At 62.9% G+C, this 26030-nt stretch carries 31 protein-coding genes; 15 read left to right on the top strand and 16 right to left on the bottom strand.

Annotation, left to right across the window (positions count from 1 at the left end; all coding sequences use genetic code 11):
• Positions 1–3: 3 nt before the first annotated feature.
• The 14 genes from ACFVYC_RS00840 (at position 4) to ACFVYC_RS00775 (ending at position 13085) form a co-directional block, all read left to right on the top strand.
• Positions 4–792, top strand: a complete 789-nt coding sequence (locus ACFVYC_RS00840) for a Flp pilus assembly protein CpaB (RefSeq protein ID WP_387545536.1) — start codon at positions 4–6, stop codon at positions 790–792.
• Positions 789–1988 carry a CpaE family protein gene (locus ACFVYC_RS00835; protein WP_387545535.1) on the top strand — a complete coding sequence of 400 codons (1200 nt, stop codon included), beginning with the start codon at positions 789–791 and terminating at the stop codon, positions 1986–1988. Before ACFVYC_RS00840 ends, ACFVYC_RS00835 begins: the two co-directional genes overlap by 4 nt.
• A gap of 35 nt (positions 1989–2023) precedes the next feature.
• Positions 2024–3439: a CpaF family protein gene (locus tag ACFVYC_RS00830; protein WP_387545534.1), complete on the top strand. Its 1416-nt coding sequence runs from the start codon at positions 2024–2026 to the stop codon at positions 3437–3439.
• 176 nt (positions 3440–3615) lie between these two features.
• Positions 3616–4392 (top strand): type II secretion system F family protein, encoded by a 777-nt coding sequence (locus tag ACFVYC_RS00825; protein ID WP_387545532.1) that lies wholly within the window; start codon positions 3616–3618, stop codon positions 4390–4392.
• Positions 4393–4402: 10 nt separating this feature from the next.
• The gene (locus ACFVYC_RS00820) at positions 4403–5275 is read left to right on the top strand and encodes a type II secretion system F family protein (protein ID WP_387545531.1); all 873 of its coding nucleotides are present in this window, start codon (positions 4403–4405) and stop codon (positions 5273–5275) included.
• Positions 5276–5585: 310 nt separating this feature from the next.
• Positions 5586–5801 carry a Flp family type IVb pilin gene (locus tag ACFVYC_RS00815; protein WP_387545528.1) on the top strand — a complete coding sequence of 72 codons (216 nt, stop codon included), beginning with the start codon at positions 5586–5588 and terminating at the stop codon, positions 5799–5801.
• Positions 5802–5889: 88 nt separating this feature from the next.
• A complete protein-coding gene (locus ACFVYC_RS00810; RefSeq protein ID WP_387545527.1) occupies positions 5890–6264 on the top strand; it encodes a TadE/TadG family type IV pilus assembly protein in 375 nt (124 codons plus the stop codon).
• Positions 6252–7217 (top strand): pilus assembly protein TadG-related protein, encoded by a 966-nt coding sequence (locus ACFVYC_RS00805; protein ID WP_387545525.1) that lies wholly within the window; start codon positions 6252–6254, stop codon positions 7215–7217. Before ACFVYC_RS00810 ends, ACFVYC_RS00805 begins: the two co-directional genes overlap by 13 nt.
• 28 nt (positions 7218–7245) lie before the next feature.
• On the top strand, positions 7246–8004 hold the full coding sequence (locus ACFVYC_RS00800; protein ID WP_387545523.1) for a Flp pilus assembly protein CpaB: 759 nt from the start codon (positions 7246–7248) through the stop codon (positions 8002–8004).
• Positions 8001–9194, top strand: coding sequence for a CpaE family protein (locus tag ACFVYC_RS00795; protein WP_387545522.1), 1194 nt, complete (start codon positions 8001–8003; stop codon positions 9192–9194). Before ACFVYC_RS00800 ends, ACFVYC_RS00795 begins: the two co-directional genes overlap by 4 nt.
• Positions 9194–10693 (top strand): CpaF family protein, encoded by a 1500-nt coding sequence (locus tag ACFVYC_RS00790; protein WP_387545520.1) that lies wholly within the window; start codon positions 9194–9196, stop codon positions 10691–10693. The genes ACFVYC_RS00795 and ACFVYC_RS00790 overlap by 1 nt, the downstream gene beginning before the upstream one ends.
• 8 nt (positions 10694–10701) lie before the next feature.
• Positions 10702–11634, top strand: a complete 933-nt coding sequence (locus ACFVYC_RS00785) for a type II secretion system F family protein (RefSeq protein ID WP_387545517.1) — start codon at positions 10702–10704, stop codon at positions 11632–11634.
• A gap of 7 nt (positions 11635–11641) precedes the next feature.
• On the top strand, positions 11642–12526 hold the full coding sequence (locus tag ACFVYC_RS00780; RefSeq protein WP_387545516.1) for a type II secretion system F family protein: 885 nt from the start codon (positions 11642–11644) through the stop codon (positions 12524–12526).
• Between the two features lie 94 nt (positions 12527–12620).
• Positions 12621–13085 (top strand): Hpt domain-containing protein, encoded by a 465-nt coding sequence (locus ACFVYC_RS00775; RefSeq protein WP_387545515.1) that lies wholly within the window; start codon positions 12621–12623, stop codon positions 13083–13085.
• A gap of 22 nt (positions 13086–13107) precedes the next feature.
• Here the strand turns inward: ACFVYC_RS00775 and ACFVYC_RS00770 are convergent, their stop codons facing one another.
• Positions 13108–13899, bottom strand: a complete 792-nt coding sequence (locus ACFVYC_RS00770) for a response regulator transcription factor (RefSeq protein ID WP_387545513.1) — start codon at positions 13897–13899, stop codon at positions 13108–13110.
• Positions 13900–14153: 254 nt separating this feature from the next.
• Between ACFVYC_RS00770 and ACFVYC_RS00765 the strand changes: the two genes are divergently transcribed.
• Positions 14154–15824: a sensor histidine kinase gene (locus ACFVYC_RS00765; RefSeq protein WP_387545510.1), complete on the top strand. Its 1671-nt coding sequence runs from the start codon at positions 14154–14156 to the stop codon at positions 15822–15824.
• A gap of 22 nt (positions 15825–15846) precedes the next feature.
• Here ACFVYC_RS00765 and ACFVYC_RS00760 read toward each other — a convergent pair whose 3' ends face one another.
• The 15 genes from ACFVYC_RS00760 to rplR all read right to left on the bottom strand — a co-directional run bounded on the left by ACFVYC_RS00760 (position 15847) and on the right by rplR (position 26030).
• On the bottom strand, positions 15847–16740 hold the full coding sequence (locus ACFVYC_RS00760; protein ID WP_387545508.1) for a tRNA pseudouridine synthase A: 894 nt from the start codon (positions 16738–16740) through the stop codon (positions 15847–15849).
• Between the two features lie 32 nt (positions 16741–16772).
• The gene (gene rplQ, locus ACFVYC_RS00755) at positions 16773–17357 is read right to left on the bottom strand and encodes a 50S ribosomal protein L17 (protein ID WP_387545507.1); all 585 of its coding nucleotides are present in this window, start codon (positions 17355–17357) and stop codon (positions 16773–16775) included.
• 71 nt (positions 17358–17428) lie between these two features.
• Entirely contained in the window at positions 17429–18439 is a 1011-nt protein-coding gene (locus tag ACFVYC_RS00750; RefSeq protein WP_013601812.1) for a DNA-directed RNA polymerase subunit alpha, read from the bottom strand.
• Positions 18440–18570: 131 nt separating this feature from the next.
• On the bottom strand, positions 18571–18972 hold the full coding sequence (gene rpsK / locus ACFVYC_RS00745) for a 30S ribosomal protein S11 (protein WP_018769149.1): 402 nt from the start codon (positions 18970–18972) through the stop codon (positions 18571–18573).
• Positions 18973–19025: 53 nt separating this feature from the next.
• The gene (gene rpsM, locus ACFVYC_RS00740; protein WP_003803743.1) at positions 19026–19400 is read right to left on the bottom strand and encodes a 30S ribosomal protein S13; all 375 of its coding nucleotides are present in this window, start codon (positions 19398–19400) and stop codon (positions 19026–19028) included.
• Between the two features lie 185 nt (positions 19401–19585).
• Entirely contained in the window at positions 19586–19699 is a 114-nt protein-coding gene (gene rpmJ, locus ACFVYC_RS00735; protein ID WP_009358722.1) for a 50S ribosomal protein L36, read from the bottom strand.
• A gap of 70 nt (positions 19700–19769) precedes the next feature.
• Positions 19770–19991 carry a translation initiation factor IF-1 gene (gene infA / locus ACFVYC_RS00730; RefSeq protein ID WP_009358723.1) on the bottom strand — a complete coding sequence of 74 codons (222 nt, stop codon included), beginning with the start codon at positions 19989–19991 and terminating at the stop codon, positions 19770–19772.
• 172 nt (positions 19992–20163) lie between these two features.
• Positions 20164–21099, bottom strand: a complete 936-nt coding sequence (locus tag ACFVYC_RS00725) for a P1 family peptidase (RefSeq protein ID WP_387545504.1) — start codon at positions 21097–21099, stop codon at positions 20164–20166.
• Positions 21100–21226: 127 nt separating this feature from the next.
• The gene (gene map, locus ACFVYC_RS00720; RefSeq protein ID WP_387545502.1) at positions 21227–22054 is read right to left on the bottom strand and encodes a type I methionyl aminopeptidase; all 828 of its coding nucleotides are present in this window, start codon (positions 22052–22054) and stop codon (positions 21227–21229) included.
• A gap of 70 nt (positions 22055–22124) precedes the next feature.
• Positions 22125–22694 (bottom strand): adenylate kinase, encoded by a 570-nt coding sequence (locus ACFVYC_RS00715; RefSeq protein WP_258802896.1) that lies wholly within the window; start codon positions 22692–22694, stop codon positions 22125–22127.
• Positions 22695–22699: 5 nt separating this feature from the next.
• Positions 22700–24010 carry a preprotein translocase subunit SecY gene (gene secY, locus ACFVYC_RS00710; protein WP_387545500.1) on the bottom strand — a complete coding sequence of 437 codons (1311 nt, stop codon included), beginning with the start codon at positions 24008–24010 and terminating at the stop codon, positions 22700–22702.
• Positions 24011–24226: 216 nt separating this feature from the next.
• A complete protein-coding gene (gene rplO, locus ACFVYC_RS00705; RefSeq protein ID WP_307094345.1) occupies positions 24227–24718 on the bottom strand; it encodes a 50S ribosomal protein L15 in 492 nt (163 codons plus the stop codon).
• Positions 24719–24925, bottom strand: a complete 207-nt coding sequence (gene rpmD, locus ACFVYC_RS00700; protein ID WP_013601818.1) for a 50S ribosomal protein L30 — start codon at positions 24923–24925, stop codon at positions 24719–24721.
• A 2-nt stretch (positions 24926–24927) separates the two neighbouring features.
• Positions 24928–25650: a 30S ribosomal protein S5 gene (gene rpsE, locus ACFVYC_RS00695; protein ID WP_387545496.1), complete on the bottom strand. Its 723-nt coding sequence runs from the start codon at positions 25648–25650 to the stop codon at positions 24928–24930.
• Positions 25647–26030: a 50S ribosomal protein L18 gene (gene rplR / locus ACFVYC_RS00690; RefSeq protein WP_079596676.1), complete on the bottom strand. Its 384-nt coding sequence runs from the start codon at positions 26028–26030 to the stop codon at positions 25647–25649. Before rplR ends, rpsE begins: the two co-directional genes overlap by 4 nt.

The following is a 26030-nucleotide window of genomic DNA, read 5'->3' as shown; positions in this document are numbered from 1 at the left end:
GACATGAAAGCTCGCCTACTGGGAGGCATTGCCGCGCTGGTTGTAGCGGTGATAGGCACAGTCCTTCTGTTCAATTACGTTCAAGGCGCGGAGCGCCGCGCACTGGCCAACACCGAGACCGAAGTGGTCTTTGTGGTGAAGCAGGAGGTGCCTGCCGGCACACCTGCAGGCCAGCTCAACCAGTACCTCATAAAGAAGGCCGTACCGCGGATGGCGGTAGCGGAAGACGCCGTCGTGGATCTTGGTTCGGTAGGCGCAATGGTCACCTCCGTCGGCCTGGTTCCTGGCGAACAGCTACTGACCAGCCGGCTGGTGGACGCAACCACCTTTATGGGTCCCGCCCGGGTTGAGGTTCCGGCTGGGCTTCAGGAAATCACTTTCAGACTGGACATTGATCGGGTTGTAGGTGGAAGCATCCAGGCCGGCGACACTGTTGGCGTTTTCGTGTCCCTCGGTGACCCGGCCGCCGCGGACCCCGCCGCGGCCGGTGCAAGTGGGACGCAGCTGACCTTCCATAAGGTCCTTGTTACAGCAGTTCAGTTCAGTTCAGGACAGGCTGCACAAACGCAGGGCGAGGCCACGCAGGCCACGTCCGCGGGCGCGCTCAACTCCGAAAGTAGCAGCAAGCAGGGCTCCAGTGACTCATACCTTATTACCCTTGCCCGGAATGCCGTCGACGCGGAAAAGTTGGTATACGCCGCGGAATTCGGGAAGATCTACCTTTCGAAAGAACCCATAGACGCTACTGAGGGCACTAACGGAGTCGTCTCCCAGACAAAGGTTTTCCGATGAGCCGGTTCATCCTGATCACCGCCTCTGCGGAGTACGAACGGACCATCCGCGCCTCAATAGCACCCCTCAGCGGGTCACTGCAGTCCTTTCAAGCCAGCTACCTCCCGGAGAGTCCGGAGGCCATCATCCACCAGCAGGTTGGCGAACAGCCCGAGGTCCTCATCCTGGGGCCCGAATTGCCGCGCGACGAAGCGTTGAAGTTCGCGGCGGTGATGGACCTTCAGTACCCGGAAATCAGCATCGTCCTCGTGGCAGAAGATGATGGTGAACTCGCGCTGAACGCCATGCGGTCGGGAGTGCGGGACCTCATTCGTCCGTCAGCTGACATGGAGCAGATCCGGGCACTGGTTGAGCGCGCCAGCCTGGCAGCTGCCGGCCGTCGCCGGGGACTCGCGCCCAACACAGCCGAACGTCCGACTACAGAGGGAGGCCGCGTCATCGCTGTCATGTCCCCAAAAGGGGGCGTGGGCAAAACGACGGTTGCAAGCAACCTGGCGATCGGGTTAGGTCAAATAGCTCCAATGAGCGTTGTTCTGGTGGACCTGGACCTACAGTTTGGAGACATCGCCAGCGGGCTGATGATTGACCCTGATTTCACGATCACCGATTCGGTAGTGGGTGCGGCCAGTCAGGACGCCATGGTCCTTAAGACCTACCTCTCCCTTCACCCCGGGAACATCTACGTGCTGTGCGCCCCCCGCAACCCCATCGACATGGATGGGATCAACGGAGAACATATCGTCCACCTGCTGCATCAGCTGCGAACCGAATTCCAGTATGTGGTGATTGACACCGCACCCGGGTTGGGAGAGCACGTGCTGGCAACACTGGAGGGGGCCACAGACGCAGTATGGGTCTGTGGAATGGATGTACCCAGTATCCGGGGCATGCGCACAGGTTTTCAGATTCTTTCCGAACTGAACCTGCTTCCCGACGGGAGGCACGTCGTGCTGAACATGGCCGACCGCCGGACTGGCCTCACAGTGCAGGACGTGGAAGCCACCATCGGAGCCCCGGTGGACGTTGTCCTTCCCCGCTCCCGCGCGGTTCCATTCTCGACAAACAAAGGCGTCCCGCTGCTCCAGGACGGCAGCCGTGACGCTGCGGCCAAAGGTTTGAGGCACCTCGTTGAGCGCTTCAAGCCTAACTGGGAGGGCCCCCGAAAGAAGCTTCACAGAAGGGCGGTTGTGCAGTGACACTCTCAAACAGATTCGCAAAGCTTCGGGGCGAGGTGACCGCACCCGATGCGCCCAATTCACAGGACACGTACTCGGCGCCGGCAACGCTGGGTGCCCTGCAGCAGGCGCAGGCGGCGGAACAGGCCCAGACTCCCACTCCCGTTGAGGTCACTGCTGGGATTGCCAGCGAGGCCCTGAACGGCCTCAAAGAGCGGGCCAGCCAAGCCCTCTACGAGAGGTTGGGCTCCCGGATCACGGATTCAAACCTGGATGAAGTCGAACTTCATCAGTTCGTGAAGGACGAGTTGAAGACGATAGTCGACGAGGAACAGGTCCCGCTAACACAGGGCGAGCGGCAACGACTGTCCCGCGAAATCATAGACGACGTCCTCGGTCACGGGCCTTTGCAGCGGTACCTCGATGACCCGTCAGTCACCGAAATAATGGTGAACCGGGCCGACCAGATCTACGTTGAGCGGAACGGCCACCTTTTTCTCACTGACACCAGGTTCGTCACTGACGAGGCGCTGCGCAGGGTGATCGAAAGAATCGTCACCAGGATCGGTCGGCGCATTGACGAGTCGTCTCCGCTGGTCGATGCACGCCTCCCGGACGGTTCGCGCGTGAACGCCATCATCCCACCCCTGGCCGTCAACGGTGCATCTCTAACAATCAGGAAGTTCGGCCGCGAGGCCCTGACCGTGCAGAAGTTGCTCGAGCTCGGAAGCCTTTCACCTGAAATGGCAGAGCTGCTCCAGGCCTGTGTCCTTGCCCGCATGAACATCATCGTTTCCGGCGGTACGGGAACAGGCAAGACGACAATGTTGAACGTGTTGTCTTCGTTCATACCGTCCACCGACCGAATCGTCACCATCGAGGATGCTGTCGAACTTCAGCTTCAGCAGGAGCACGTTGTTCGTTTGGAAAGCCGGCCGGCGAACATAGAGGGCAAAGGAGAGGTTTCGATACGCGACCTGGTCAGGAATTCCCTTCGCATGCGGCCAGATCGAATCGTGGTCGGTGAAGTCCGCGGAGGTGAATCGTTGGACATGCTGCAGGCGATGAACACCGGGCATGACGGTTCCATATCAACTGTGCATGCAAATTCGCCCCGCGACGCGGTGGCCCGTCTGGAAACTTTGGTTCTCATGGCAGGCATGGACCTCCCCTTGCGGGCTGTCCGTGAGCAGATCGCCTCCGCGGTCAATCTCATCGTGCACATCTCACGTCTCCGCGACGGATCGCGCCGTGTTACTCACATCACGGAAGTGCAAGGTATGGAAGGCGACATTGTGACCCTCCAGGATGCTTTCGTTTTCGACTATTCTGCGGGGATCGATGCCGACGGGCGTTTCCTCGGGAAGCCAGTACCTACCGGGGTCAGACCACGCTTCACGGACAGGTTCGACGAACTGGGTATTCGAGTTTCTCCGGCGGTCTTTGGCGCTCCAGCAGTTAGGAGCCGATGATGCAGGTCCCTGAAGTCCCCGTGACGATGATGATCACGGGCGTGGCATTGGTAGTCGCAGCTATCGTTCTCCTCGTTGCCGTTGTCTTGAAGCCCGGGAACACTATTCCGCTGTCCCGCCGTCGTCCAGATGTCCCGGCCGCTGCAACAAGGCTAAGTGTCCTCACGGATTCCGCGTTGGGTGCCATCAACAAGCAACTGAAGGGCAGGGACGGTTTTGCGATAAGTCGCGGCAGGCTCGAACGCGCAGGCTTAAAGACCCAGCCGGCGAACTTCCTTCTGATGGCGGGAGCCGGCGCCCTGGCAGGCAGCGTCTTCGGGTTCCTTCTGGGTGGCCTGTTCTTCGCCATCCTGATGATCCTGCTGGTGCCTGGCGTCATGTTTGCTTCGCTGTCGGTCTTTGCGTCCCGGCGTAAAAGCAAGTTCGACGAGCAACTACCAGACACACTGCAAATGCTGACTGGCGGCATGCGGGCCGGGCACTCACTCCTTCGGGCTATAGACGGGACGGCACGGGAATCGGACGCCCCAATGTCGGAGGAGCTCGCCAGGATCGTCAACGAGACCCGGATTGGGCGGGACCTGGGCGAATCGATGAATGACGTTGCTGGCCGCACGAGCAGCGAGGACTTCGCCTGGATTGCGCAAGCTATCGAGATTCACCGGGAGGTGGGAGGCGACCTTGCGGAAGTTCTGGACCACGTGGCTGAGACGATCCGCGATCGAAACCAGATCCGGCGTCAAGTTAAGGCCTTGAGCGCTGAGGGAAGGATGTCGGCCGCCGTTCTGATGGGGCTCCCTGTAGTCCTGTTCTTCGCACTGATACTCATCAACGGCCAGTATGCAAAGACCTTTATCAGCACCGTTCCCGGCTACCTCATGCTCGGGGCTGTCGCGGTCATGCTCACCGCCGGTGGTTTCTGGCTCAGCCGACTGATCAAACCCAGGTTTTAGGAGGCCCGAGATGTCACCCTTGGCTTTTGCCTTGATTCTTGCAATAGTCGTACCTGTCACGTATCTGGTGTGGGCGGTCGCTGCCACAGACCGTGCTGCCATACGGAACATCCAGGCAAACCTTGGACAGCGAGCCAGGAACGCCGATCCCAAGAATCTCTCGGCTGAATTGAGCACCATCGTCCGCAGAATCACGCCCGCGGGTTATGTCGCCTGGCTCGACAAGCAACTCGGCGCCCTGGGGCGGCCGAAGGAGTGGCCGCTGGAACGCCTCCTCGTTGTCAAACCGGTGTTGGCACTCGGAGGAGCCGCAGTCGGACTGTACATCTTCCTGGCATCCCCGGCACCGGCACGCTTTGCCGTTCTGCTCGCCTCAATAGCGTTCGGCTACTTCGCGCCGGATCTGCTGATCCGAACAAACGCAGAGAAACGGCGGGCCAGAATTAGACAGGAACTGCCGAACACGCTGGATCAGATGCTTATTTCTGTACAGGCCGGGTTGGGGTTCGAGGCCGCGATGGCCCGCACTGCCCAGAACGGGAGCGGGCCGCTCGCGGATGAACTAACCCGGACCTTGCAGGACATGCAGGTAGGTCGGTCCCGGAAGGAGGCGTACCTAGCGATGTCTGACCGCGTTGACGTCCCGGATCTGCGATCTTTTATCAGGGCAATTGTTCAAGCAGACGCCTATGGCATCGCAATCGCAAAAGTTTTGAAGCTTCAAGCTTACGAGATGAGAATTAAGCGACGTCAGCGGGCAGAAGAACATGCAATGAAAATTCCCGTGAAGATCCTTTTCCCGCTCATCTTCTTCATCTTCCCGGCCCTCTTCATTATCCTGCTGGGGCCGGCAGTCATGAACATCATCGCAGCCTTCTCCTAGGTCGCCACGCCTCTGAACGCCAGGGCGGAGTTTCCATTGACCCTGGCACTCAGCTCGCGCTGTCCTAGCGCGGCCCCATAGACCGGACCCCCTCGGCACCCAGAACCGAGGGGGTCCGTTTGCGTGCCTGGTCAAAGCGCCAAGTCACATTGTTAGCGCAGCAAAGTCAAAGCAAAAGCGCAGGAAATGTGCGGGAGTAAAAGCGTTTGCACAGGATATTCCAAGATCCAGGGTTAGAGCGAAAACCGCTTGCTAACTTCGTCTTAGTGCTGGTGCAGGGCCAGCCAACCGACTCGCTCAGGAGTACACAATGCTTTCTCTCTACACCAATCTGATGATCCGCCTTCGCCGTGAAGAGAAGGGCGCCACTGCCGTTGAATACGGCATCATGGTCGCGCTCATCGCCGTGGTCATCATAGTCGCCGTCACACTCCTCGGAAAGAACGTCATGGGCACCTTCAATGATGTGGCCAACAGCGTGAAGCCGACGACCGCCGCCACGACCCCCGCTGCCACCACCCCGTAAAAACACGTCACCTTCCGGACCCCATGTCGGAACCGGAAAGCCTCAAGCAGGAGGGCACAAACGAGTCATTCGAGAGGAGGTGCAGCAGGTGTCACATGATTCGGAACGCGGTGCAGCCGCCGTCGAATTTGCGATCCTGCTGCCCCTCCTCTTGATGCTGGTGCTGGGCACGATCGAATTCGGCCGGGCATACAACGCCCAAATCACTCTCACCAACGCTGCCCGGGACGGCGTTCGAGTCATGGCAATTGCCAATGACCCAGTTAGCGCCAAGGTGGCGGCGAAGAATGCGGCTGCCTCCGTCGGCACCACTATCCCCACCTCAGACGTCACCCTCAGCACCAACACATGCAGCACCGGCGCCCAGGTCACGCTCACCATCAAGTACAGCCTGTCCACCATCACCGGCATTGCAGGACCGTTTTCCATGACGGGCAAGGGGGTCATGCTGTGCGGCGGCTGAGCACGAATAGGCAACACAAAGAACAGGGCGCAGTCAGCGTCATCGTCGCCATCCTCCTGGTAACCCTCCTAGGCTTTGCGGCAATCGCCGTTGACGTCGGAGTTATCTACTCAGAACGCGCTCAACTGCAAAACGGCGCCGACTCCGCCGCCATAGCCCTCGCCCAGAAGTGCGCCAAAGACGGGGACGACCCCGCGTGTTCCACGACGTCCGACCTCGCCACCAGCCTCGTCAACCAGAATGCTCTGGACGGCATGAGCAAGGTCTACGACATCGAGCTGAATGAGACCGCCCGAAAGGTCAGTGTCACTACGTCAGCTAAAGAAGGTGGGGGCCCAGACAACTCTGTCTCGCTTTTCTTCGCAGACGTCTTGGGCATCCCGAGCAAAGAGGTCGGCGCTCGAGCAACCGCGGAATGGGGTAACCCCTCCAAGGGACCGGTTATCCTCCCGCTGGCCATTGCCCACTGCAAATTGAACATCCCGGCCGGCGGCGCAAAGGGCACAGAACAGTTACTGGAACAGTCAGTCAATGGATGCGGTGGTATCCCCGGCGGGTTCGGCTGGATACAGACCACATCAACAAAATGTTCGGTAACCGCAACCGCGGGAGCCGCCAGCAACTCCGGCATCTGGTTCGCCAGCGACACGGGCGCGAGTGTCCCCTCCACGTGCAGCGCCGCTGACTTCACCCAGATGCAGAACCAAACGGTCCTCCTGCCGTTGTACGACATTGCGACGGGAACCGGCTCCAGCGGGAAGTACTACATCAAGGGCTTTGCCGCGTTCCACGTAACCGGTTACCACTTCGCCAGCATCAGCTGGACAGCCGGGGCGAAAGTGGACAACAAGGCCATCAGGGGATACTTCGTGAAGTTCGTCTCACTGGCGCAAGGCTTTGAACTCGGGAATACCACCAACTATGGGGCGTCCGTCGCCCGCCTCACCCTCTAATCCAGTACCCTTCATCCAGGAGTTGAAAGTGAAGTCTCGCCTGTTCGCCGGAACGGCTGCGGTCGCTTTGGCGATTGTGGGAGCCCTCCTCATCGTCTTCTACGCCCAGGGCGCGGACCAGAGGGCGCTGGCTTCAACGGAACCCAAGGACGTCCTCGTGGTTAAGACGGCCATCCCGGCCGGGACCCCGGTCAATGACATGGCCGCCTCACTGGTAATCGAGAAGGTACCGGCGGCAGGAGTTTCAGACTCCGCCCTCGGCACCCTGGACAACAAAGCCGGCACTGTCGCCGCCGTGGACCTGGTCCCCGGCGAGCAGCTCTTGGAAGAACGGCTCGTCGCCCCGGAAGACGTCAAAGCACAGGGCGCCGTCGAGGTGCCCGCCGGCCTGCAGGAAGTCTCCTTCGAAGTGGAACCCAAACGGGTGGTCGGCGGCCGGATCAACGTGGGCGACCGCGTGGGCATCTCATTGAACTTTGAGAACGGCGCTTACAAGGCAAAAGCGGAGGACGCCACCACGCAACTAACCATCCGCAAGGTCCTGGTGACGGCCGTTCAACGCGCCCCCCAGCCTGCGAGCGCCGAGCAGCCGGCCGAGGGTGGAGCGGACCCCGCGGACACCACGCTCCCCGAGGGCTCCCTCATGCTGACGGTCGCCGTCACCGACGTTGACGCCGGGAAAATCATCTTCACCTCAATCAACGGCAGCCTCTGGCTCACCAAGGAACCCCTGGACGCCCAGGACAACGGCCCCCGGATCGAACGGAAGGAAGTGGTGTACAAGTGAGCCGCTTCGTCCTCCTCTCCCCCAGCGCAGAATTCGACCACAAACTCCGCCAAGCAGTAGCAAACGGCCTCCGCGGCTCCGTCCAGACCATCGCCTCGGACATCCTCCCCGCCGGCCCGCAGGAGCTGTTCGCCCTCCTGAACCAGGAGCAGCCTGAAGTCCTCATCATCGGCCCGGACGTCCCCTACGAGGAGGCACTGCGGTTCGCCAAGGTCTTCGACGTCCAGCTCCCCGGCCTTAGCCTGGTGCTGGTCAGCGACGTCGACGCCGGGCACCTCCTCACCGCCATGCGCGCCGGCATCCGCGACATTCTCAGCCCACAGGCTGACGCCGCCGAAATCCGCGTCCTCCTCGAACGCGCCTGCCAGTCCTTCGCCACCCGCCACCGCGCCCCGGAAACGCAAGGAGAAACAGGAGGCAAAGGCCTCGTGATCGGCGTCTTCTCCCCCAAGGGCGGAGTCGGCAAGACAACCCTTGCCACCAATATCGCCATCGGACTCGGCCAGATCGCACCGATGAGCGTTGTCATCGTGGACCTGGACCTGCAGTTCGGCGACGTCGCCTCGGGCCTGTACCTCACCCCCGAGCACACCGTCACGGATGCCGTCTCGCCGGCAGCCGCCCAGGACTCCCTCGTCCTCAAGGCCTTCCTCACCGTGCACCCGGCCGGCATCTACGCCCTCTGCGCGCCGCCCAACCCGGTGGACGCGGACCACATCACCCCGGAACAGATCACCCGCCTCCTCGAGCAGCTGGCCCAGGAATTCCAGTACGTCGTACTCGACACCGCTCCCGGCATGCCCGAAATCGGCCTCGCCGCCATGGAACAGTGCACCGACGTAGTGTGGGTCAGCGCCATGGACATCCCCAGCCTCCGCGGCCTGCGCTCCGGCCTGGAAGTGCTCCGGCAGCTCGACATCATGCCCGAGTCACGGCACGTTGTCCTGAACATGGCCGACGCCAAAGCCGGCCTCAACGTCCAGGACGTCGAATCCACCATCGGCGCGCCCGTGGACGTCAGCGTTCCCCGGTCCCGCGCCGTGGCCCTCTCCACCAACCGCGGCATCCCCGTCCTCCAGGAATCCAAAAAGGACCCCGCCGTGAAAAGCCTCCGTCAGCTGGTGGAAAGGTTCAACCCTGCGTGGCGCGCCCAGGCCCAGCGCAAGCTTCACCGAAGGGTGGTCATCTGATGAAGCTTTCCGAGCGGATCAGCGCTCTCCAGGACCGTAACCAGCCAACCGGCAGCAATGTTGCCGTACTTGAACCGCCGAGCGCCGCCGTCGTTCCCCCCGCACCAGTGGGCGAGCCGCGGCGCCTTCCTGCCCAGCAGGCTCCAGCAACATCAACGTACGACGCCGGCACCCCCGCTGTGCCCAAGGTCCAGCCCGTGGATGTCTTCGCAGCTATGAAGCACCGGGCGGCCACCGCCCTTTTCGAGCGGATGGGGGCGCGCTTCAACGACGGCGCCGTCACCGAGCAGGAACTCCGGGCCACCGCCAAGGAGGAACTGACGCGGATCATTGACGCCGAACAGGTCCCGCTCACCGCCGAAGAACGCACCCGGCTGGTCCGGGACGTGGCCGACGACGTGCTGGGCTACGGCCCGCTCCAGCGACTGCTGGATGATCCCGCCGTCACGGAAATCATGGTCAACCGGATGGACCAGATCTACGTGGAGCGCAAGGGCAAACTGACCCTCACCGAGTCCCGGTTCAGCTCCGAGGAACACCTGCGCAAGGTCATTGAGCGGATTGTGTCCAAGGTGGGGCGCCGCATCGACGAGTCTTCCCCGCTGGTGGACGCCCGACTGGAGGACGGCTCCCGCGTCAACGCGGTGATCCCGCCGCTGGCCGTGGGCGGCTCGTCGCTGACCATCCGTAAGTTCAGCAAGGTCCCCCTGACCGTCCGCAACCTGATCGATTTCGGGACGCTGACCCCCGAGATGGCCGAGCTGCTGGACGCCTGCGTCAAGGCCAAGCTCAACATCATCGTCTCCGGCGGTACGGGCACCGGCAAGACGACGCTGCTGAACGTGCTGTCTTCCTTCCTTCCGGCTGATGAACGCATCGTCACCATCGAGGATGCCGTGGAACTCCAGATCCAGCAGCAGCACGTGGTGCGGCTCGAAAGCAGGCCACCCAACACCGAGGGCAAAGGCGAAGTCACCATCCGCGAGCTGCTCCGGAACTCGCTGCGTATGAGACCCGACCGGATTGTGGTGGGCGAGGTCCGCGGCGGGGAATCGCTGGACATGCTGCAGGCCATGAACACCGGCCACGACGGTTCCCTTTCAACCGTGCACTCGAACTCACCCCGCGACGCCGTTGCACGTCTGGAGACCTTGGTGCTGATGGCCGGGATGGACCTGCCGCTGCGCGCCATCCGCGAGCAGATTGCCTCCGCTGTCAACCTCATCGTCCAGATCTCCAGGCTGCGCGACGGCTCCCGCCGCATCACCCACGTCACCGAAGTCCAAGGCATGGAAGGAGACATCGTGACCCTCCAGGACGCCTTTGTCTTCGACTACTCCGCCGGCGTGGACGCCCACGGACGCTTCCTGGGCAGGCCCGTGGCAACCGGCATCAGGCCGCGGTTTATCGACAGGTTTGAAGACCTGGGCATCCACGTCTCCCCCGCCGTCTTCGCCGGTCCTACAGCCCCCGCCAGCCAGACCACCCCCGGAAGATAGGCCCGGCCATGATTCTCGCTGTTGGTGCAGTCATCCTGCTCGTGGCCGTCAGCCTCCTGGGCGTGGCGGCACTGCTGCCGAGCGCTCCCGAAGTGCCGCTGGACCGTCGTCGTCCGTTCGAACCCGAGCCGCCGTCGTCAATCTCCCGCCTGGCACTCTCCGCCGTGCGGTCCTTCGAACGCCTCCTGCAGGGACGCCACGTCTCCCTGTTCTCCCGGGCGGAACTCGAAAATGCCGGACTCCACCTGAGCCAGGCCGAGTTCTTCCTGTTGGTGGGCATCGGGGCCGGCATCGGAATGCTCGCGGGTGTGGTCACGGTGGGGCCACTTGCGGGCATCCTGCTGGCCGTCCCCGCACCGTTCGTGGGAAAACTCATTCTGGGATTCCTCGCCGGAAAACGCCGTGGCGCCTTCGACAGCCAACTCGGCGATACCCTCCAGTTGCTCTCCGGAGGCCTCCGTGCCGGCCACAGCATCCTGCGGGCCATCGACGCCGCGGCCACCGAATCACAGAAGCCGACGTCGGAGGAGATGCGGCGGGTGATCACCGAAACCAGCCTGGGCCGCGACCTGCTCGCTGCCCTCAATGACACCGCCGACAGGATGAAAAACGAGGACTTCGTCTGGATTTCCCAGGCCATCCAGATCAACCGCGAAGTAGGCGGGAACCTGGCGGACGTCCTGGACCAGGTCAACGAAACCATCCGCGAGCGCAGCGAAATCAAGGGACACATCAAGGCACTGGCCGCGGAGGGAAAGTTCTCCGCCTACATCCTCATTGCCATGCCCTTTGGCATCGTGGCCATGCTGCTGGCCGTCAGCCCGACCTACATGAACTCCATGTTCACCCATCCCCTGGGCTGGGTCATGATCGGAGCCTCATTTGTCCTCATGACCATCGGCGCCCTCTGGATGCGCAAGATCATTGACCTGAAGTTCTGAGGACGCCATGAACCTGATAGTTCTCCTCTCCATCCTGCTGGTCTGTGTCCCCGCCGCTGGCCTGGCCTGGTCCGTCCTTACCGCGGACAGGCAGGGCCGCCTGGCCGTCAACGATCTCCTCTCGCGCGGGGCCGCCCCGCTCACTGTGGTTGAAGCCAGCAGGCCCGGCCTGCTCGAGGGCATCGGCCGGCGCCTCACACCGCCGTCGTATGTCTCCTTCCTGGACCGCCTGCTCGCCCTCGCCGGCCGCCCCGCCACCATGCCGCTGGGCAAAGTCCTCGGCTCCAAACTGGCGCTCGGCTTCGCGGGCGTCGCCGTCGGGGTCTACCTGACGTCGATCGGCAGCACCCCCCTGATGAAGCTCGCCGGCCTGTTCGTCCTGTTCCTGGGGTACTTCATCCCGGACCTGCTGCTCTACAGCAAAGGGCAGGAACGCCAGAAGGTCATGCAGCTGGAACTGGCCAACACCCTGGACCAGATGCTCATCTCCGTGGAGGCCGGGCTCGGCTTCGAAGGCGCCATGGCCCGGGCCGGCGAGAACGGCAAGGGACCGCTGGCGGAAGAGCTTGTCCGCACCCTGCAGGACATGCAGGTGGGCCGCAGCCGCCGGGAGTCCTATGTTGCGCTGGCCGAAAGGACCAACATCCCGGAGCTGCGCAGCTTCGTGCAGGCCGTGGTCCAGGCGGATACCTACGGCATCGCAATCAGCCGGGTGCTCCGCGTGCAGGCGAAGGTCATGCGGGTCAAGCGCCGCCAACGCGCCGAAGAAAAGGCCATGAAGCTTCCCGTGATGATCCTGTTTCCGCTGCTGTTCTTTATCTTTCCGGTTCTCTTCATCGCAATTCTTGGACCTGCGGTCATCAACACGATCGAAACATTCAGCGCCCAATAGGCTCCGCTGGTCCCGGCTGCAGAAATGCCTCAAGTTTTACACAGGATCACCCGAAATAGGGCAGCCAACTAATTCCAGGAAGTAGCCTTGAAGAATGCACAGTCCAGATCCCGGCTCCAGCGACAGGAGCGCAGCTGCGTTTCCTCCGCAGCCCGGGATCACAACAGTTACCGGCTCGGACATTTCGCAGGAAGCTGTCGGGCTCTTGCCGCTCGTTGACGCGGCAGTCCTGGAGGAGCTCGAGGACGAGCTTGCCGGTTCCGGACTCGCGCAGCGTTTCGCCGTTGATTACGCAAGCATGTGGGACCAACGCTGCTCGCGGCTTGCCGCGGCGGTGGACAGCCAGGACAGCGATTCAGCCCTGGATGCGGCCATCAGCCTGAAGATCAGCTCAGCCATGGTGGGCGGGCTCCGCCTCGCCAGGCTTGCCGAGCTGCTGGAAATGCTGATCCGCCGCGGAGACTTCGGCCAGGGCCAGGTCCTTATGGAGCGGGTGGCCCTCGACGGCGGCCTGACGGTGTCCGAGCTGCAGTCAACCTACATCCTCAAGAACGGCTAGCCCTTCGCGCATGGCGCTCCGGTCAGGGGACCTGTCCAGCGTCCGGCCGGCTCGGCGCCAGCCGGTACCCGACGCCCCGCACGGTCTGCAGCCAACAGGGCGATACCGGGTCCTCCTTCAGCTTCCGCCGCAGGTTTCCGATGTGAACCTCGACGGCGCGTTCGTCGGCTTCGCTGATGTAGGTGTCCTCGTCGTAGTACTCGCCGCGGACTGCCCGCACAAGATCAGCCCGTGTGCAGACCGCCCCGCCGCCGCGCAGGAGGACGTGCAGCAAATCGAATTCGCTCCGGGTAAGCGCCAGGGGCTCGCCTTTGATGTCCACCGTGCGGGTCCGGTGATTCAGCGCCAGCCCGTTGTGGTGCAGGACGGCGGAGTCTTCCGGCCGGGCGGCCGCAGCAGGCGCCGCGCCCCGCACCGGCGACGCCTCCTGCCCATTAACCTCATGCCGGGGCCGGCGCATCATGGCTGCCACGCGGGCCCTCAGTTCGCGTGGCCGAAAAGGCTTGGCAATGTAGTCGTCAGCACCGGCGTTGAGGGCGGACAGCAGGTCGGGCTCCTCTGACCTGCCGGTGAGCATCACCACATAGGCATTGCTGAAGTTGCGGATCCGCCGAAGCACCTCGAAGCCGTCGATGTCCGGAAGCCCGATGTCAAGCGTCACCACGTTGGCCTGCTTGTCCCGGACCACTTCCACTCCGGCCCGCCCGTCAACCGCCGTATGCACCTCGAAGCCTGCCTGGCTCAACACTCCCTCAAGGAGGTTCCGCACATCGGCATCGTCTTCGATTACTACAGCCACACCAAGATCGTCCATTGATATCCCTGCGCCAGGCGGTTATGACCCCCCATCAGCCCAGCGCCAATGCCATAACCACTCAAACCCTTTATACGCTACAAGTAACCACGAATGGTGACATCCGTTTCAACTATGCATTTCGAAAGTCAATTATTATGACAAGAGATGTAGATTACGAGCCGGAGAGGACGTGTGCGCGTTGCCCCATAGGAAGACGTACGCACATGCTGCGGCAATTCGCTTCCTGCCCGCGGCCGGTTCGGGCAGGATCAATGGCTGAGCGCGTTTTTCCCCGCGGGCCGGCCCGCTTGTTCCAACGGCTCGGGCCGCGTTCGCAGGTTGCCTTGTGCCAGCTTCCCCTGACGCTTATCGTCGCAGCCCTTGCCGTCGCCACGCCGTATGCCTGGCCCACACTCCTTAACAGCCCGCTCTTTCTGGCCGGGATCCTGCTCTCCGGTGCGCTCTTCCTCGGCTGCCTTCTCGTCCCCTGGGAGCGGCTGATGCACCGCCCCTACCTGCTGATCCCCATCCTGGACTTCGTCGCGATCGGGCTGCTGCGGAACGGGGCAGCTCCCCTACTCCCGGGCCTGGCCGTACTGGCGGTGTTCCCGGTCATCTGGCTCTCTGCCTCCGGCATGCTCACCCGGATTAGCCTGGTCCTGAGCTTCTTCGGCCCCCTGCTCATCATGGTGCCCTCACTGGCAGCACGGTTCCCCAACCTGACGGCCTCGGACGTCACCACCACCGTCCTCTTTCCCCTCATGATGCTCGCCGTGTCCCTGGCCATCAGGTTTGCCAGCGTCCATGTCCGGCTGCAGCAGCGCGAGCTGGCGGAGAAGGACAGGGAGCTCCGGAAGCTGCTCCGTGAGAGCAGGGAGCGGGAAAAGCTGCTTCTGACGGTCCTGGACGCTACAGATGTCGGAATTGCCGCCGTCGACCGGTCCGGCCACTTCCTGGTGTCCAACAACAGGCAACGAAACTTCCGGCAGGCCACACGCGCCGACGACGCCGTGCCCGGCCAGGGCCACCAGCTGATCTTCGGGCAGGACCGGCGGACCCTGCTGCCGCCGGAGAAGCGTCCCATCAGCCGCGCGATCGCCGGCGAGTCATTTGCCGACTACCTCGTGTGGGCCGGGGAGGGACCGGAGCAGCGGGCAGTATCGACGGCGGCCCGGCCACTGGTCAGCGAGGACGGCCAGCTCACCGGTGCTGTTGTCGTCTACAGTGACGTCACCGGTTGGGTGGAGGCGCTGGCGGCGAACCAGGAGCTGGTCTCCAACGTGACGCACGAGTTCAAGACGCCCCTGAACTCCATCATCGGGAACGTGGACCTGGTGCTCGACGACGTGGCCGCTCTCCCGCCGCCGGTGGCTAAGCGGCTGCTGGTGGTCCAGCGGAACGCCGAGCGGCTGCTGGCACTGGTGGCGGACCTTTCAGCGTCGGCATCCGCCGCGCTCAACGTCCATCCCAAACGGACGGATCTCGCCAGCCTGGTGGAAACAAGCATCGGCTCCGCGCAGGCGCAGGCGGAGCACGCGAACATCGTGCTCACTGCCGATGTCCCCTCACCGCTGTGGGCTTACGCGGACCCGCTCCGGATCGGACAGGCCCTGGACAACCTCGTCTCCAACGCCATCAAGTACTCCCCCGACGGCGGGAGCATCAGTATCAGCGCCCAGAGCACCAAGGAGTGGGTGCAGCTCAGTGTCAGCGACACTGGGATGGGAATCAGCGGCGAGGACACCACCCGGGTCTTCAACCGCTTCTACCGGACGGAGTCTGCCAAGGGTGCGGCCATCGCCGGCGCCGGGCTGGGCCTGTCCATCACCAAGATGATTGTGGAGGGCCACGGCGGAAACATCACCTGCGCCAGCGGGCAGGGGGGCCAAGGGAGCACCTTTACCCTGACACTCCCGGTCGAAGGACCCCCGCCGTCGTTCTAGCGCCATGGAGCAATCGATGAGGCTAGTGCTCCCGCCGCGCCCGGGTGAGTTCCGCGCGGGCCAGCAGTTCGTCGTCGGACGGGTAGGCAACTTCCTCCAGCACCAGCGGGTGCGGGGCGGCCAGCACGGACTTGGCATCCCGTTTCCGGGCCAGCAGCCGCTCGTGGAGCCAGCCCGGCTCCTCCACACCCTCCCCCACATACAGGGCGGAGCCGATCAGGGCACGCACCATGTTGTGGCAGAAAGCGTCTGCCTGGACGGTGGCCACGATGACGCCGTCCTCCGACCGGGCGAACTCGAAGCGTTGCAGCTCGCGGATGGTGGTGGCTCCTTCGCGGGGCTTGCAGAAGGACAGGAAGTTCTGCAGCCCCAGCAGCGTGGAGGCGCCTTCGTTCAGCAGCGCAACGTCCAGCGGGTTCTTGTGCCAAAGGGTGGAATAGCGGCCGAGCGGGTCCCACAATGCGGGGCCGTCGGCGATGCGGTAGCTGTACCGCCGCCACAGGGCAGAGAAACGGGCGTCGAAACCCGCCGGCGCCAGCGAGATCCGATGAACCTCCACCGCTCCGGTGAGGTCACCAAGCCCCCGGCTCAATGCTCCGCGCATCCTGCGGAGCATCGCGACGGCGGGATCAAGTTCGTGCCCCCGCGGCAGTCCCAGCCACTCGGCTTCCGTTAGGTCCAGGTGCACTACCTGGCCGCGGGCATGCACACCGGCGTCGGTGCGGCCGGCGACGGTCACGCGGACCGGACGCCGGACCAGCAGGTGCAGTGCTTCCTCCAGGACGCCCTGGACTGTCCGAAGCCCCGGCTGCAATGCCCACCCGCTGAAGGGGCCGCCGTCGTACGATACATCAAGCCTGATACGCAAAAACCCGCCGCCCCCCATAACGGGGGCCGCGGGTTTTTGGTCGTTCATAGACTTAAGTCTATGCGAAGGAAGTCAGCGAATTACTTCGCGTCCTTTTCCTCTGCAGCGGGAGCTTCCTCAGCGGCCGGAGCCTCTTCGGTTGCAGCCTCTTCAGTTGCAGCTTCCTCGGCCGGAGCCTCGGTGGTTTCCTCAGCGACAGGAGCCTCTTCAGTCTTGGCAACCTCAGCCTCGGGAGCTTCCTCGGCCGCCGGAGCAGCCTTGGCAGCAGCCTGGGTAGCCTCGGCTACAACGGCCTGCTTGGCGGAAACGGGCTCAAGGACGAGCTCGATGACAGCCATGGGAGCGTTGTCGCCCTTGCGGTTGCCGATCTTGGTGATGCGGGTGTAGCCGCCGTCGCGGTTCTCCACAGCCTGGGCGATGTCGGTGAACAGCTCGTGGACGACGCCCTTGTTGCTGATCAGGCCGAGCACGCGGCGGCGGGAAGCGAGGTCGCCACGCTTGGCGAAAGTCACCAGGCGCTCTGCGTACGGCTTCAGGCGCTTGGCCTTGGTCACCGTGGTGGTGATCCGCTTGTGCTCGAACAGTGCTGCTGCCAGGTTCGCGAGCATGAGGCGCTCGTGAGCCGGGCCGCCTCCGAGGCGCGGACCCTTAGTGGGGGTAGGCATAATTGTTTCTCCTCAAATGGAAGCCGTGGGCGGTGCACACCATGGTGCCTGCCCGACGGCCAAGGTCTGGTTTAGAGTTCGTCGTCGCCGAAGGCGGCGTCGTCCTCTTCGATTGCTGCGGCGCGTGCTGCGAGGTCAAAACCGGGAGGCGAGTCCTTGAGGGACAGGCCCAGTTCAACCAGCTTTGCCTTGACCTCGTCAATGGACTTGGCACCGAAGTTGCGGATGTCCATCAGGTCAGCCTCGGAGCGTGCAACGAGTTCACCCACGGTGTGGATGCCCTCACGCTTGAGGCAGTTGTAGGAACGGACGGTGAGGTCCAGATCCTCGATCGGCAGGGCCATGTCAGCTGCCAGGGCAGCGTCGGTGGGCGACGGGCCGATCTCGATACCTTCAGCTGCGGTGTTCAGCTCACGTGCCAGACCGAAGAGCTCCACCAGGGTGGTGCCTGCGGAAGCAACGGCATCGCGCGGGGCGATGGCCTGCTTGGTCTCGACGTCGACAATCAGCTTGTCGAAGTCGGTGCGCTGCTCAACACGGGTTGCTTCCACGCGGAAAGTAACCTTCAGCACCGGCGAGTAGATGGAGTCGACCGGGATGCGGCCGATCTCTGCATCGCCGGACTTGTTCTGAGCTGCCGAAACGTAGCCGCGGCCGCGCTCGATGGTCAGTTCGAGTTCGAACTTGCCCTTCGAGTTCAGCGTGGCGATGTGCAGATCCGGGTTGTGGAATTCGACGCCGGCCGGCGGAGCGATGTCCGCGGCGGTGACGACTCCGGGGCCCTGCTTGCGCAGGTAAGCAACAACCGGCTCATCGTGCTCGGAGGAGACCGACAGGCTCTTGATGTTCAGGATGATCTCAGTGACATCTTCCTTGACACCCGGAACCGTGGTGAACTCGTGCAGCACGCCATCGATCCGGATGCTGGTTACAGCGGCACCGGGGATGGAGGAGAGCAGGGTACGGCGGAGGGAGTTTCCGAGGGTGTAGCCGAAGCCCGGTTCCAGCGGTTCAATGATGAAACGCGAACGGTTTTCGGAGACTACCTCTTCGGAGAGGGTGGGGCGCTGTGCAATGAGCACTTAGGTTTCCTTTCGGCGAGCATCCGCTATATGACGCAACACAGGTGGTGGAAATTCGGTCTGAAGACTTAACGCGCTGGGCTTGCCCGGACCATCAACGGTCCGGGCAAGCTCAGGCGGCGTAGAAAGCCTTAGACGCGGCGGCGCTTCGGCGGGCGGCAGCCGTTGTGCGCAGCGGGGGTGACGTCCTGGATGGAGCCGACCTCAAGGCCTGCGGCCTGCAGCGAACGGATCGCGGTTTCGCGTCCGGAGCCCGGTCCCTTGACGAAAACGTCAACCTTGCGCATGCCGTGCTCCTGGGCGCGCTTGGCAGCGGCTTCGGCAGCCATCTGTGCAGCGAACGGAGTGGACTTACGCGAGCCCTTGAAGCCAACCTCACCTGAGGAAGCCCAAGAGATAACAGCGCCGTTCGGATCCGTGATGGAAACGATGGTGTTGTTGAACGTGCTCTTGATGTGCGCCTGGCCAAGCGCGATATTCTTTTTGTCCTTCTTACGCGGCTTGCGAACCGCGCCACGAGTCTTCGGGGGCATTATTTCTCCTACAGAAAGTTATTGGGGAAAGTACCGTTAATCCCGGACGGGATTTAACGGGCCTTCTTCTTGCCGGCGACGGTGCGCTTCGGGCCCTTGCGGGTACGGGCGTTGGTCTTCGTACGCTGTCCGCGTACGGGCAGGCCCTTGCGGTGGCGCAGGCCTTCGTAGCTGCCGATTTCAACCTTGCGGCGGATATCTGCTGCTACTTCGCGGCGAAGGTCACCCTCAACCTTGTAGTTGCCTTCAATGTAGTCACGCAGCTCAACCAGCTGTGCATCAGTCAGGTCCTTGACGCGAACGTCAGCGCTGATGCCAGTGGCAGCCAGGGTTTCGTGTGCACGGGTCTTGCCCACGCCGTAGATGTAAGTAAGCGCAATTTCCAGCCGCTTTTCGCGGGGAATGTCTACGCCAGCGAGACGAGCCATAGTGGCAGTGCTCCTTGAATAAACCGGAGGTCGTAAGCAGTACACCCGCACGTTCTGTGCGGCCCCGGCCTCCGACCGGGGGTTAGCTGTCCGGACTCTTTCGAGCTAAATGTTCCAGATCAGCTTGTGCTGCCTTTATTTACTTGCGTGGGTTAGCAACCCAGGATTTCCTTCAGGGAAGGAAATTAGCCCTGGCGCTGCTTGTGGCGCGGGTTCTCGCAGATCACCATGACCCGGCCATTACGGCGGATCACTTTGCACTTTTCGCAGATCTGCTTGACGCTCGGCTTGACCTTCATGGCATTCCTTTGCGTGTAACAGTTGGTCAACTGGAGCGGCCCTCAGTTCACACTGAAGCCGCCCAGCAATTTACTTGTAGCGGTAGACGATACGACCACGGGTGAGGTCGTACGGGCTCAGCTCCACCACTACGCGGTCCTCGGGGAGAATCCTGATGTAGTGCTGGCGCATCTTTCCAGAGATGTGTGCCAGAACGATGTGCTTGTTGGTGAGCTCAACGCGAAACATCGCGTTAGGCAGCGCCTCGGTCACAACGCCTTCGATCTCAATGACCCCGTCCTTCTTGGCCATACCCTCCGCTAACTGTTGTTGCCGCAGTCCTCCCGGATTGCACCGGACATGACCACGAACGTTTTTGTTGGATCGATTGTCAGTTCCAGGCCCCAAAAGGGCGTGGCAGTCCAGACAACCAACAAGCAACACTACTCCGTATCGCCGTAAAAGTTAAATCGGCAATAGTAACCTACTCGCCGCCGTACGCACCATAATTCCCGGCCGGAGTACTCACAGCCCGGGCGCTTGCCACCCCGTCGAGGATGGCCATACGTACGACGTCGGCTGCCGCACTCTGCAGCGCAATCAGGCTCATCTGCCGGGCAGCTTCGTCCGTGCGGTCCAGGTGCACGGCCCCGGTTGCGAGGCAAAAGACGGTGTCTCCGTCGGCGAGAGTGTGACTGGGATTCAGGGCCCGGGCGATTCCCGCATGCGAAGCCGACGCCGTCCGCTTGCACTCGGCCACATCGAGGATCGCATTGGTAGCCACGACAACAAGGGTTGTGTTGAGCGTTGACCCGGGCTGCACTGCCGACTCCTGGAGTACGGAGTGCTCAATCACCGGCAGTCCCAACGCATTCACCACGGCCAGCGCGCCGACGACGATTCCGTTGTCCATGGTGATCGACGCCGTGCCGATTCCGCCCTTATAGGTCTGGGCCATCAGCGCTCCGGTGCCGGCTCCGACGTTGCCGCGCTCGACGTCGTGCCCTTCCTGTTCCGCGGCGGCCGCGGCAGTTGCCGCGTAGCCCATGTCCGCCGTCGGGCGTGCTGAGAAGTCACCGCCGCGGCCGAGGTCGAAGATCGCAGCCGCCGGGACAATCGGCACCACTCCCCCGGGGACGGCGAAGCCCCGATCATTCTCCTCGCACCAGCGCTGGGCGCCGGCCGCGGATGCAAGGCCATAGGCGCTCCCGCCGGTGAGTACCACGGCGTCCACAGCGCTGACCAGGGTGGTGGGGTCCAAGGCATCAGTCTCGTGGGTGGCCGGCCCGCCGCCCTGGACGTCCACCGAACCAACCGTCCCCTGCGGCGGGAGGACCACGGTCACGCCGGTCAGCCAGCCGTCGTCGGACTTCTGCGCATGGCCAACCCGAATCCCGGGCACATCAGTGATTGCTCCCATGGCACCCATTGTGCCCTTGCCCTTCCTGACGACGCGGATAATCTCTATCGACGCTCAAAATCCCTGGCGACACCCCTATTAGGAGGTCACCAGGGATTTTGCGCGTCGCGAGGGAAAATGCGCGTCGCTACGGGATCGGGACCGGGGTGACGCCGAGGGGCACGAGGTGCTCCGCACCGCCGTCGGGCGCCGAAAGCACCCAGATGCCCTTGTCGTGGACCGCAACGGAGTGCTCCCACTGGCAGGAACGCCTGCCATCCGTAGTGACAACGGTCCAGTCGTCCTCCAGCACCGCGGTGTCGATGCCGCCGCGGACCAGCATGGGCTCGATCGCCAGGCAGAGGCCCGGCCGGATCTTCGGGCCGCGGTGGCTGGTGCGGTAGTTGAGCACGTCCGGCGGCATGTGCATTTCCGAGCCGATACCGTGGCCCACGTAGTCCTCGAGGATACCCAGGGGCTTGCCCTGCACCGAGGAGACGTAGTCATCGATGGCCGCGCCGATGTCACCCACATGCTTGCCGGTGGCCAGGGCGGCGATACCCCGCCACATTGCTGCACGGGTTACATCCGAGAGGCGCTGGTCCTCGGGGTCAGCGGTGCCCACGATCACAGTCCGGGCAGAGTCCGAGTGCCAGCCGTTGACGATCGCGCCGCCGTCGATCGAGATGATGTCGCCGTCACGCAGCACGCGGCTGCCGGGGATACCGTGCACCACCTCCTCGTTCACGGAGGTGCAGATGGTGGCCGGGAAGCCGTGGTAGCCGAGGAAGTTCGACTTTGCGCCGGCTTCGTTCAAGACGGCGGCGAAAACGTCGTCCAGGTGCTTGGTGGTGACTCCCGGGACCGCTGCCGCAACCGCGGCGTCCAAGGCACGGCTCAGAACCAGTCCGGCTTCGTGCATGGTGCGCATCTGGGCGTTGGTCTTGTATTCGATGCGGGGCTGGCCAAAGGCCATGGTGTTTCCTTTCAAATAGCTGAGGCTCCTCCCGTTTACCGGGAGGAGCCTCGGAAAAGCTTTGCCTGGATCAGGCTGCCTGTGCGGCCTTGATGGCCTGCATCACGCGGTCGGTGACCTCGTCAATGGGGCCTATGCCGTCCACCTGGGTGAGGATGCCGCGTTCGGCATACTTCGCCACCACGGCTTCGGTCTGCTCGTGGTAGAGGTCCAGGCGGTGGCGGATGACGGCTTCGTTGTCGTCGCTCCGGCCCGTCTCCTTGGCCCGTCCCAGCAGGCGGTGCACCAGTTCCTCGTCGTCGGCAGTCAGCTGCAGGACGACGTCGAGCTTCTCCTCGCCCTTGGCGAGGATCTCATCGAGGTAATCCACCTGCGCGGTGGTGCGGGGATAGCCGTCGAGCAGGAAGCCGCTTTCGACGTCGGCCTCACTGAGCCGGTCGCGCACCATCTTGTTGGTCACGCTGTCCGGAACGAAGTCGCCGGCGTCCATGTACTTCTTGGCCTCAATGCCAAGCGGCGTCTCGCCCTTTACGTTCGCACGGAAGATGTCGCCGGTGGAGATCGCCACGACGCCGAGGCGCTCCGAGATCCGTTCAGCCTGCGTTCCTTTTCCGGAACCGGGAGGTCCAATAATCAGCATTCTCGTCATCGCAAAAGCCCTTCGTAGTGACGTTGTTGTAGCTGCGCATCAATCTGCTTGACGGTCTCCAGGCCAACGCCCACCATGATAAGGATCGAGGTGCCACCGAACGGGAAGTTCTGGTTCGCGTTGATCAGTACCAGTGCCACCAGCGGAATCAGCGCCACGAAGCCCAGGTAGAGGGCGCCGGGCAGGGTGATGCGGGAAAGCACGTACTGCAGGTAGTCAGCGGTCGGTTTGCCCGCGCGGATACCTGGAATGAAGCCGCCGTACTTCTTCATGTTGTCCGAGACCTCTTCAGGGTTGAAGGTGATCGCGACGTAGAAGTAGGTAAAGAACACGATCATGGCAAAGTACAGCACCATGTAGATCGGCTGGTCACCGCGGACCAGGTTGTTGTTGATCCATTCCACCCACGGCTGAAGCTGTTCGCCCTGCTGCGGCTGGTTGAACTGGGAGATCAGGCCCGGCAGGTAAAGCATGGACGAAGCGAAGATCACCGGGATAACGCCGGCCATGTTGACCTTGATGGGGATGTACGTACTGGTACCGCCCACGGTCCGTCGCCCGATCATCCGCTTGGCGTACTGAACCGGCACACGGCGCTGCGACTGCTCAACAAACACCACGAGGGCCACGGTCAGCAGGCCGATGGCGAGGACCATAAAGAACGTTCCGGGACCCTGCGAGCTCCAGATGGCGCCGAGGGAGGTGGGGAACGTGGCCGCGATGGAGGTGAAGATGAGCAAGGACATACCGTTGCCCACGCCCTTCTCGGTGACGAGCTCGCCCATCCACATGATCAGGCCGGTGCCGGCCGTCAGGGTAATGATGATGAGGATGGTGGTGATCACGCTGCTGTCGGGGATGATCGGCAGGTTGCAGCCGGGCAGGAGCTGCCCGGACCGCGCCAAAGAAACCAGCGTGGTGGCGTTCAGCAGGCCCAGGGCGATGGTGAGGTACCGCGTGTACTGGGTCAGCTTGGACTGACCGGACGCGCCCTCTTCGTAAAGCTGCTGGAACCGGGGAATAACCACCCGGAGCAGCTGGACGATGATGCTTGCCGTGATGTACGGCATGATGCCCAGCGCGAAGATGGACACCTGGAGCAACGCGCCGCCGCTGAACAGGTTAACGAGCTGGTACAGGCCGCCTGCGGTCTGACCGTTCTGCAAGCATTGCTGGACATTCTGGTAGTCCACACCTGGCGAGGGAATGAAAGCACCCAAGCGGAAGATGGTGATGATTCCCAGCGTGAACAACAACTTGCGTCGCAGATCAGGCGTGCGAAAGGCCCGGCCAAATGCGCTAAGCAAGCGTCCTCCTGGTGGTAATTAAGAGTGGTGTGATGGGGATCTATGAATCCCAACACCCGAGTCTAACGGTTGGATGCACCATGCGAACAATCGTGAGAAGCGCGCAGGCGGTGGGCGGCGGGAAAAATTCGCCCGGCGGATGTGAAAAACTCCCGGTCTCCAGGGCCTTGGCCCCGGAAACCGGGAGTTCAACAACGGGCTTGGCACCCACCGGCTCTAGAGAGCGGTGGTGCTTCCGCCTGCTGCAGCAATCTTTTCAGCGGCGCTGGCCGAGAATGCGTGGGCGGTGACGTCAACCTTGACGGTGATGTCGCCGGTGCCCAGCACCTTGACGGGCTGGTTCTTGCGAACGGCACCCTTTTCGACCAGGTTCTCCACGGTGACTGTGCCACCTTCCGGGAACAGCTCGTTGAGCTTGTCCAGGTTTACAACCTGGAACTCAACCCGGAACGGGTTCTTGAAGCCGCGCAGCTTCGGCAGGCGCATGTGCAGCGGCAACTGGCCGCCGGCAAAGCCAGCCTTGACCTGGTAGCGGGCTGCAGTACCCTTCGTGCCACGACCGGCGGTCTTACCCTTGGAACCCTCACCACGACCAACGCGGGTCTTGGCGGTCTTGGCACCCGGGGCGGGACGCAGGTGGTGAACCTTCAGGGCGTTCTGCTTCTCAGCAGCGGCGCTCTGTGCCTTGTCAGCAGTGTTCTCTGCCATTTACTTCGCCTCCTCTACCTTTACCAGGTGCGGAACCGTGTTGAGCATTCCCACGGTGACGGCGTCGGCGGTGCGGACAACGGTGTGTCCGATCCGCTTCAGGCCGAGGGACCGCAGGGTGTCGCGCTGGTTCTGCTTGCCGCCAATGGCGGACTTGATCTGAGTGATCTCCAACTGGGAGTCGGAGGGAATCAGGTTCTTAGCCATAACTAGGCACCTGCCTTCGAAGCCAGGAGAGCCTTCACCAGTGCCGGCGGAGCGATCTCGTCGAGGGGCAGGCCGCGGCGTGTTGCCACTGCTGCCGGCTCTTCAAGGCGCTTCAGGGCATCAACGGTCGCGTGAACGATGTTGATGGCGTTGGAGGAACCGAGCGACTTGGAGAGGATGTCGTGGATGCCCACGCACTCCAGTACTGCACGGACCGGGCCACCGGCGATAACACCGGTACCGGCGGAAGCCGGACGCAGCATAACAACGCCTGCGGCGGCCTCACCCTGAACGCGGTGCGGGATGGTGTTGCCAACGCGGGGAACGCGGAAGAAGGACTTCTTGGCCTCTTCAACGCCCTTCGCGATTGCGGCAGGAACTTCCTTAGCCTTGCCGTAGCCAACGCCGACCATGCCGTTGCCGTCACCGACGACGACCAGGGCGGTGAAGCTGAAGCGACGACCACCCTTGACCACCTTGGAGACGCGGTTGATGGTGACGACGCGCTCTACGAACTGGCTCTTCTCGGCTTCACGGCCGCCGTCGCGGCCGCCACGGCCACCACGGTCGCCGCGGCCCTGGCCACGGTCGCCACGCTCGCCGCGACGAGCGCCGCCACGGCGGTCGTCGGCAGCTGCGGGAGCAGTGGTCTCAGTGGCAGCTACGGCTTCAGTAGCCTTCTGATCTGCAGACACAGTGTCCTTTTCCTTGTTTGCTTCCGTCACAGTGACAGCCCACCTTCACGTGCACCGTCAGCGACGGCGGCGATCCGGCCGTGGTACTTGTTACCACCGCGGTCGAAGACAACAGCTTCGATACCGGCAGCCTTGGCACGCTCTGCGACAAGTTCGCCGACGCGCTTGGCCTTGGCAGTCTTGTCGCCGTCGAATGCACGAAGGTCGGCTTCCAGAGTGGAGGCGCTCGCTACGGTCAGGCCCTTGGTGTCATCGACAACCTGGACGAATACGTGGCGTGCGGAACGGTTGACGACCAGGCGAGGACGTACAGCCGTACCGGAAATGCGCTTACGGATACGAAGCTGGCGGCGGCTGCGCGAAGCAGACTTGCTCTTGTTCGTACGCTTCTTGTTAATTGAGATGGCCAT

Source organism: Pseudarthrobacter sp. NPDC058329 (genome assembly GCF_042879835.1).
Lineage (GTDB): Bacteria > Actinomycetota > Actinomycetes > Actinomycetales > Micrococcaceae > Arthrobacter.
This window is presented reverse-complemented; position numbering and strand designations above follow the sequence as displayed.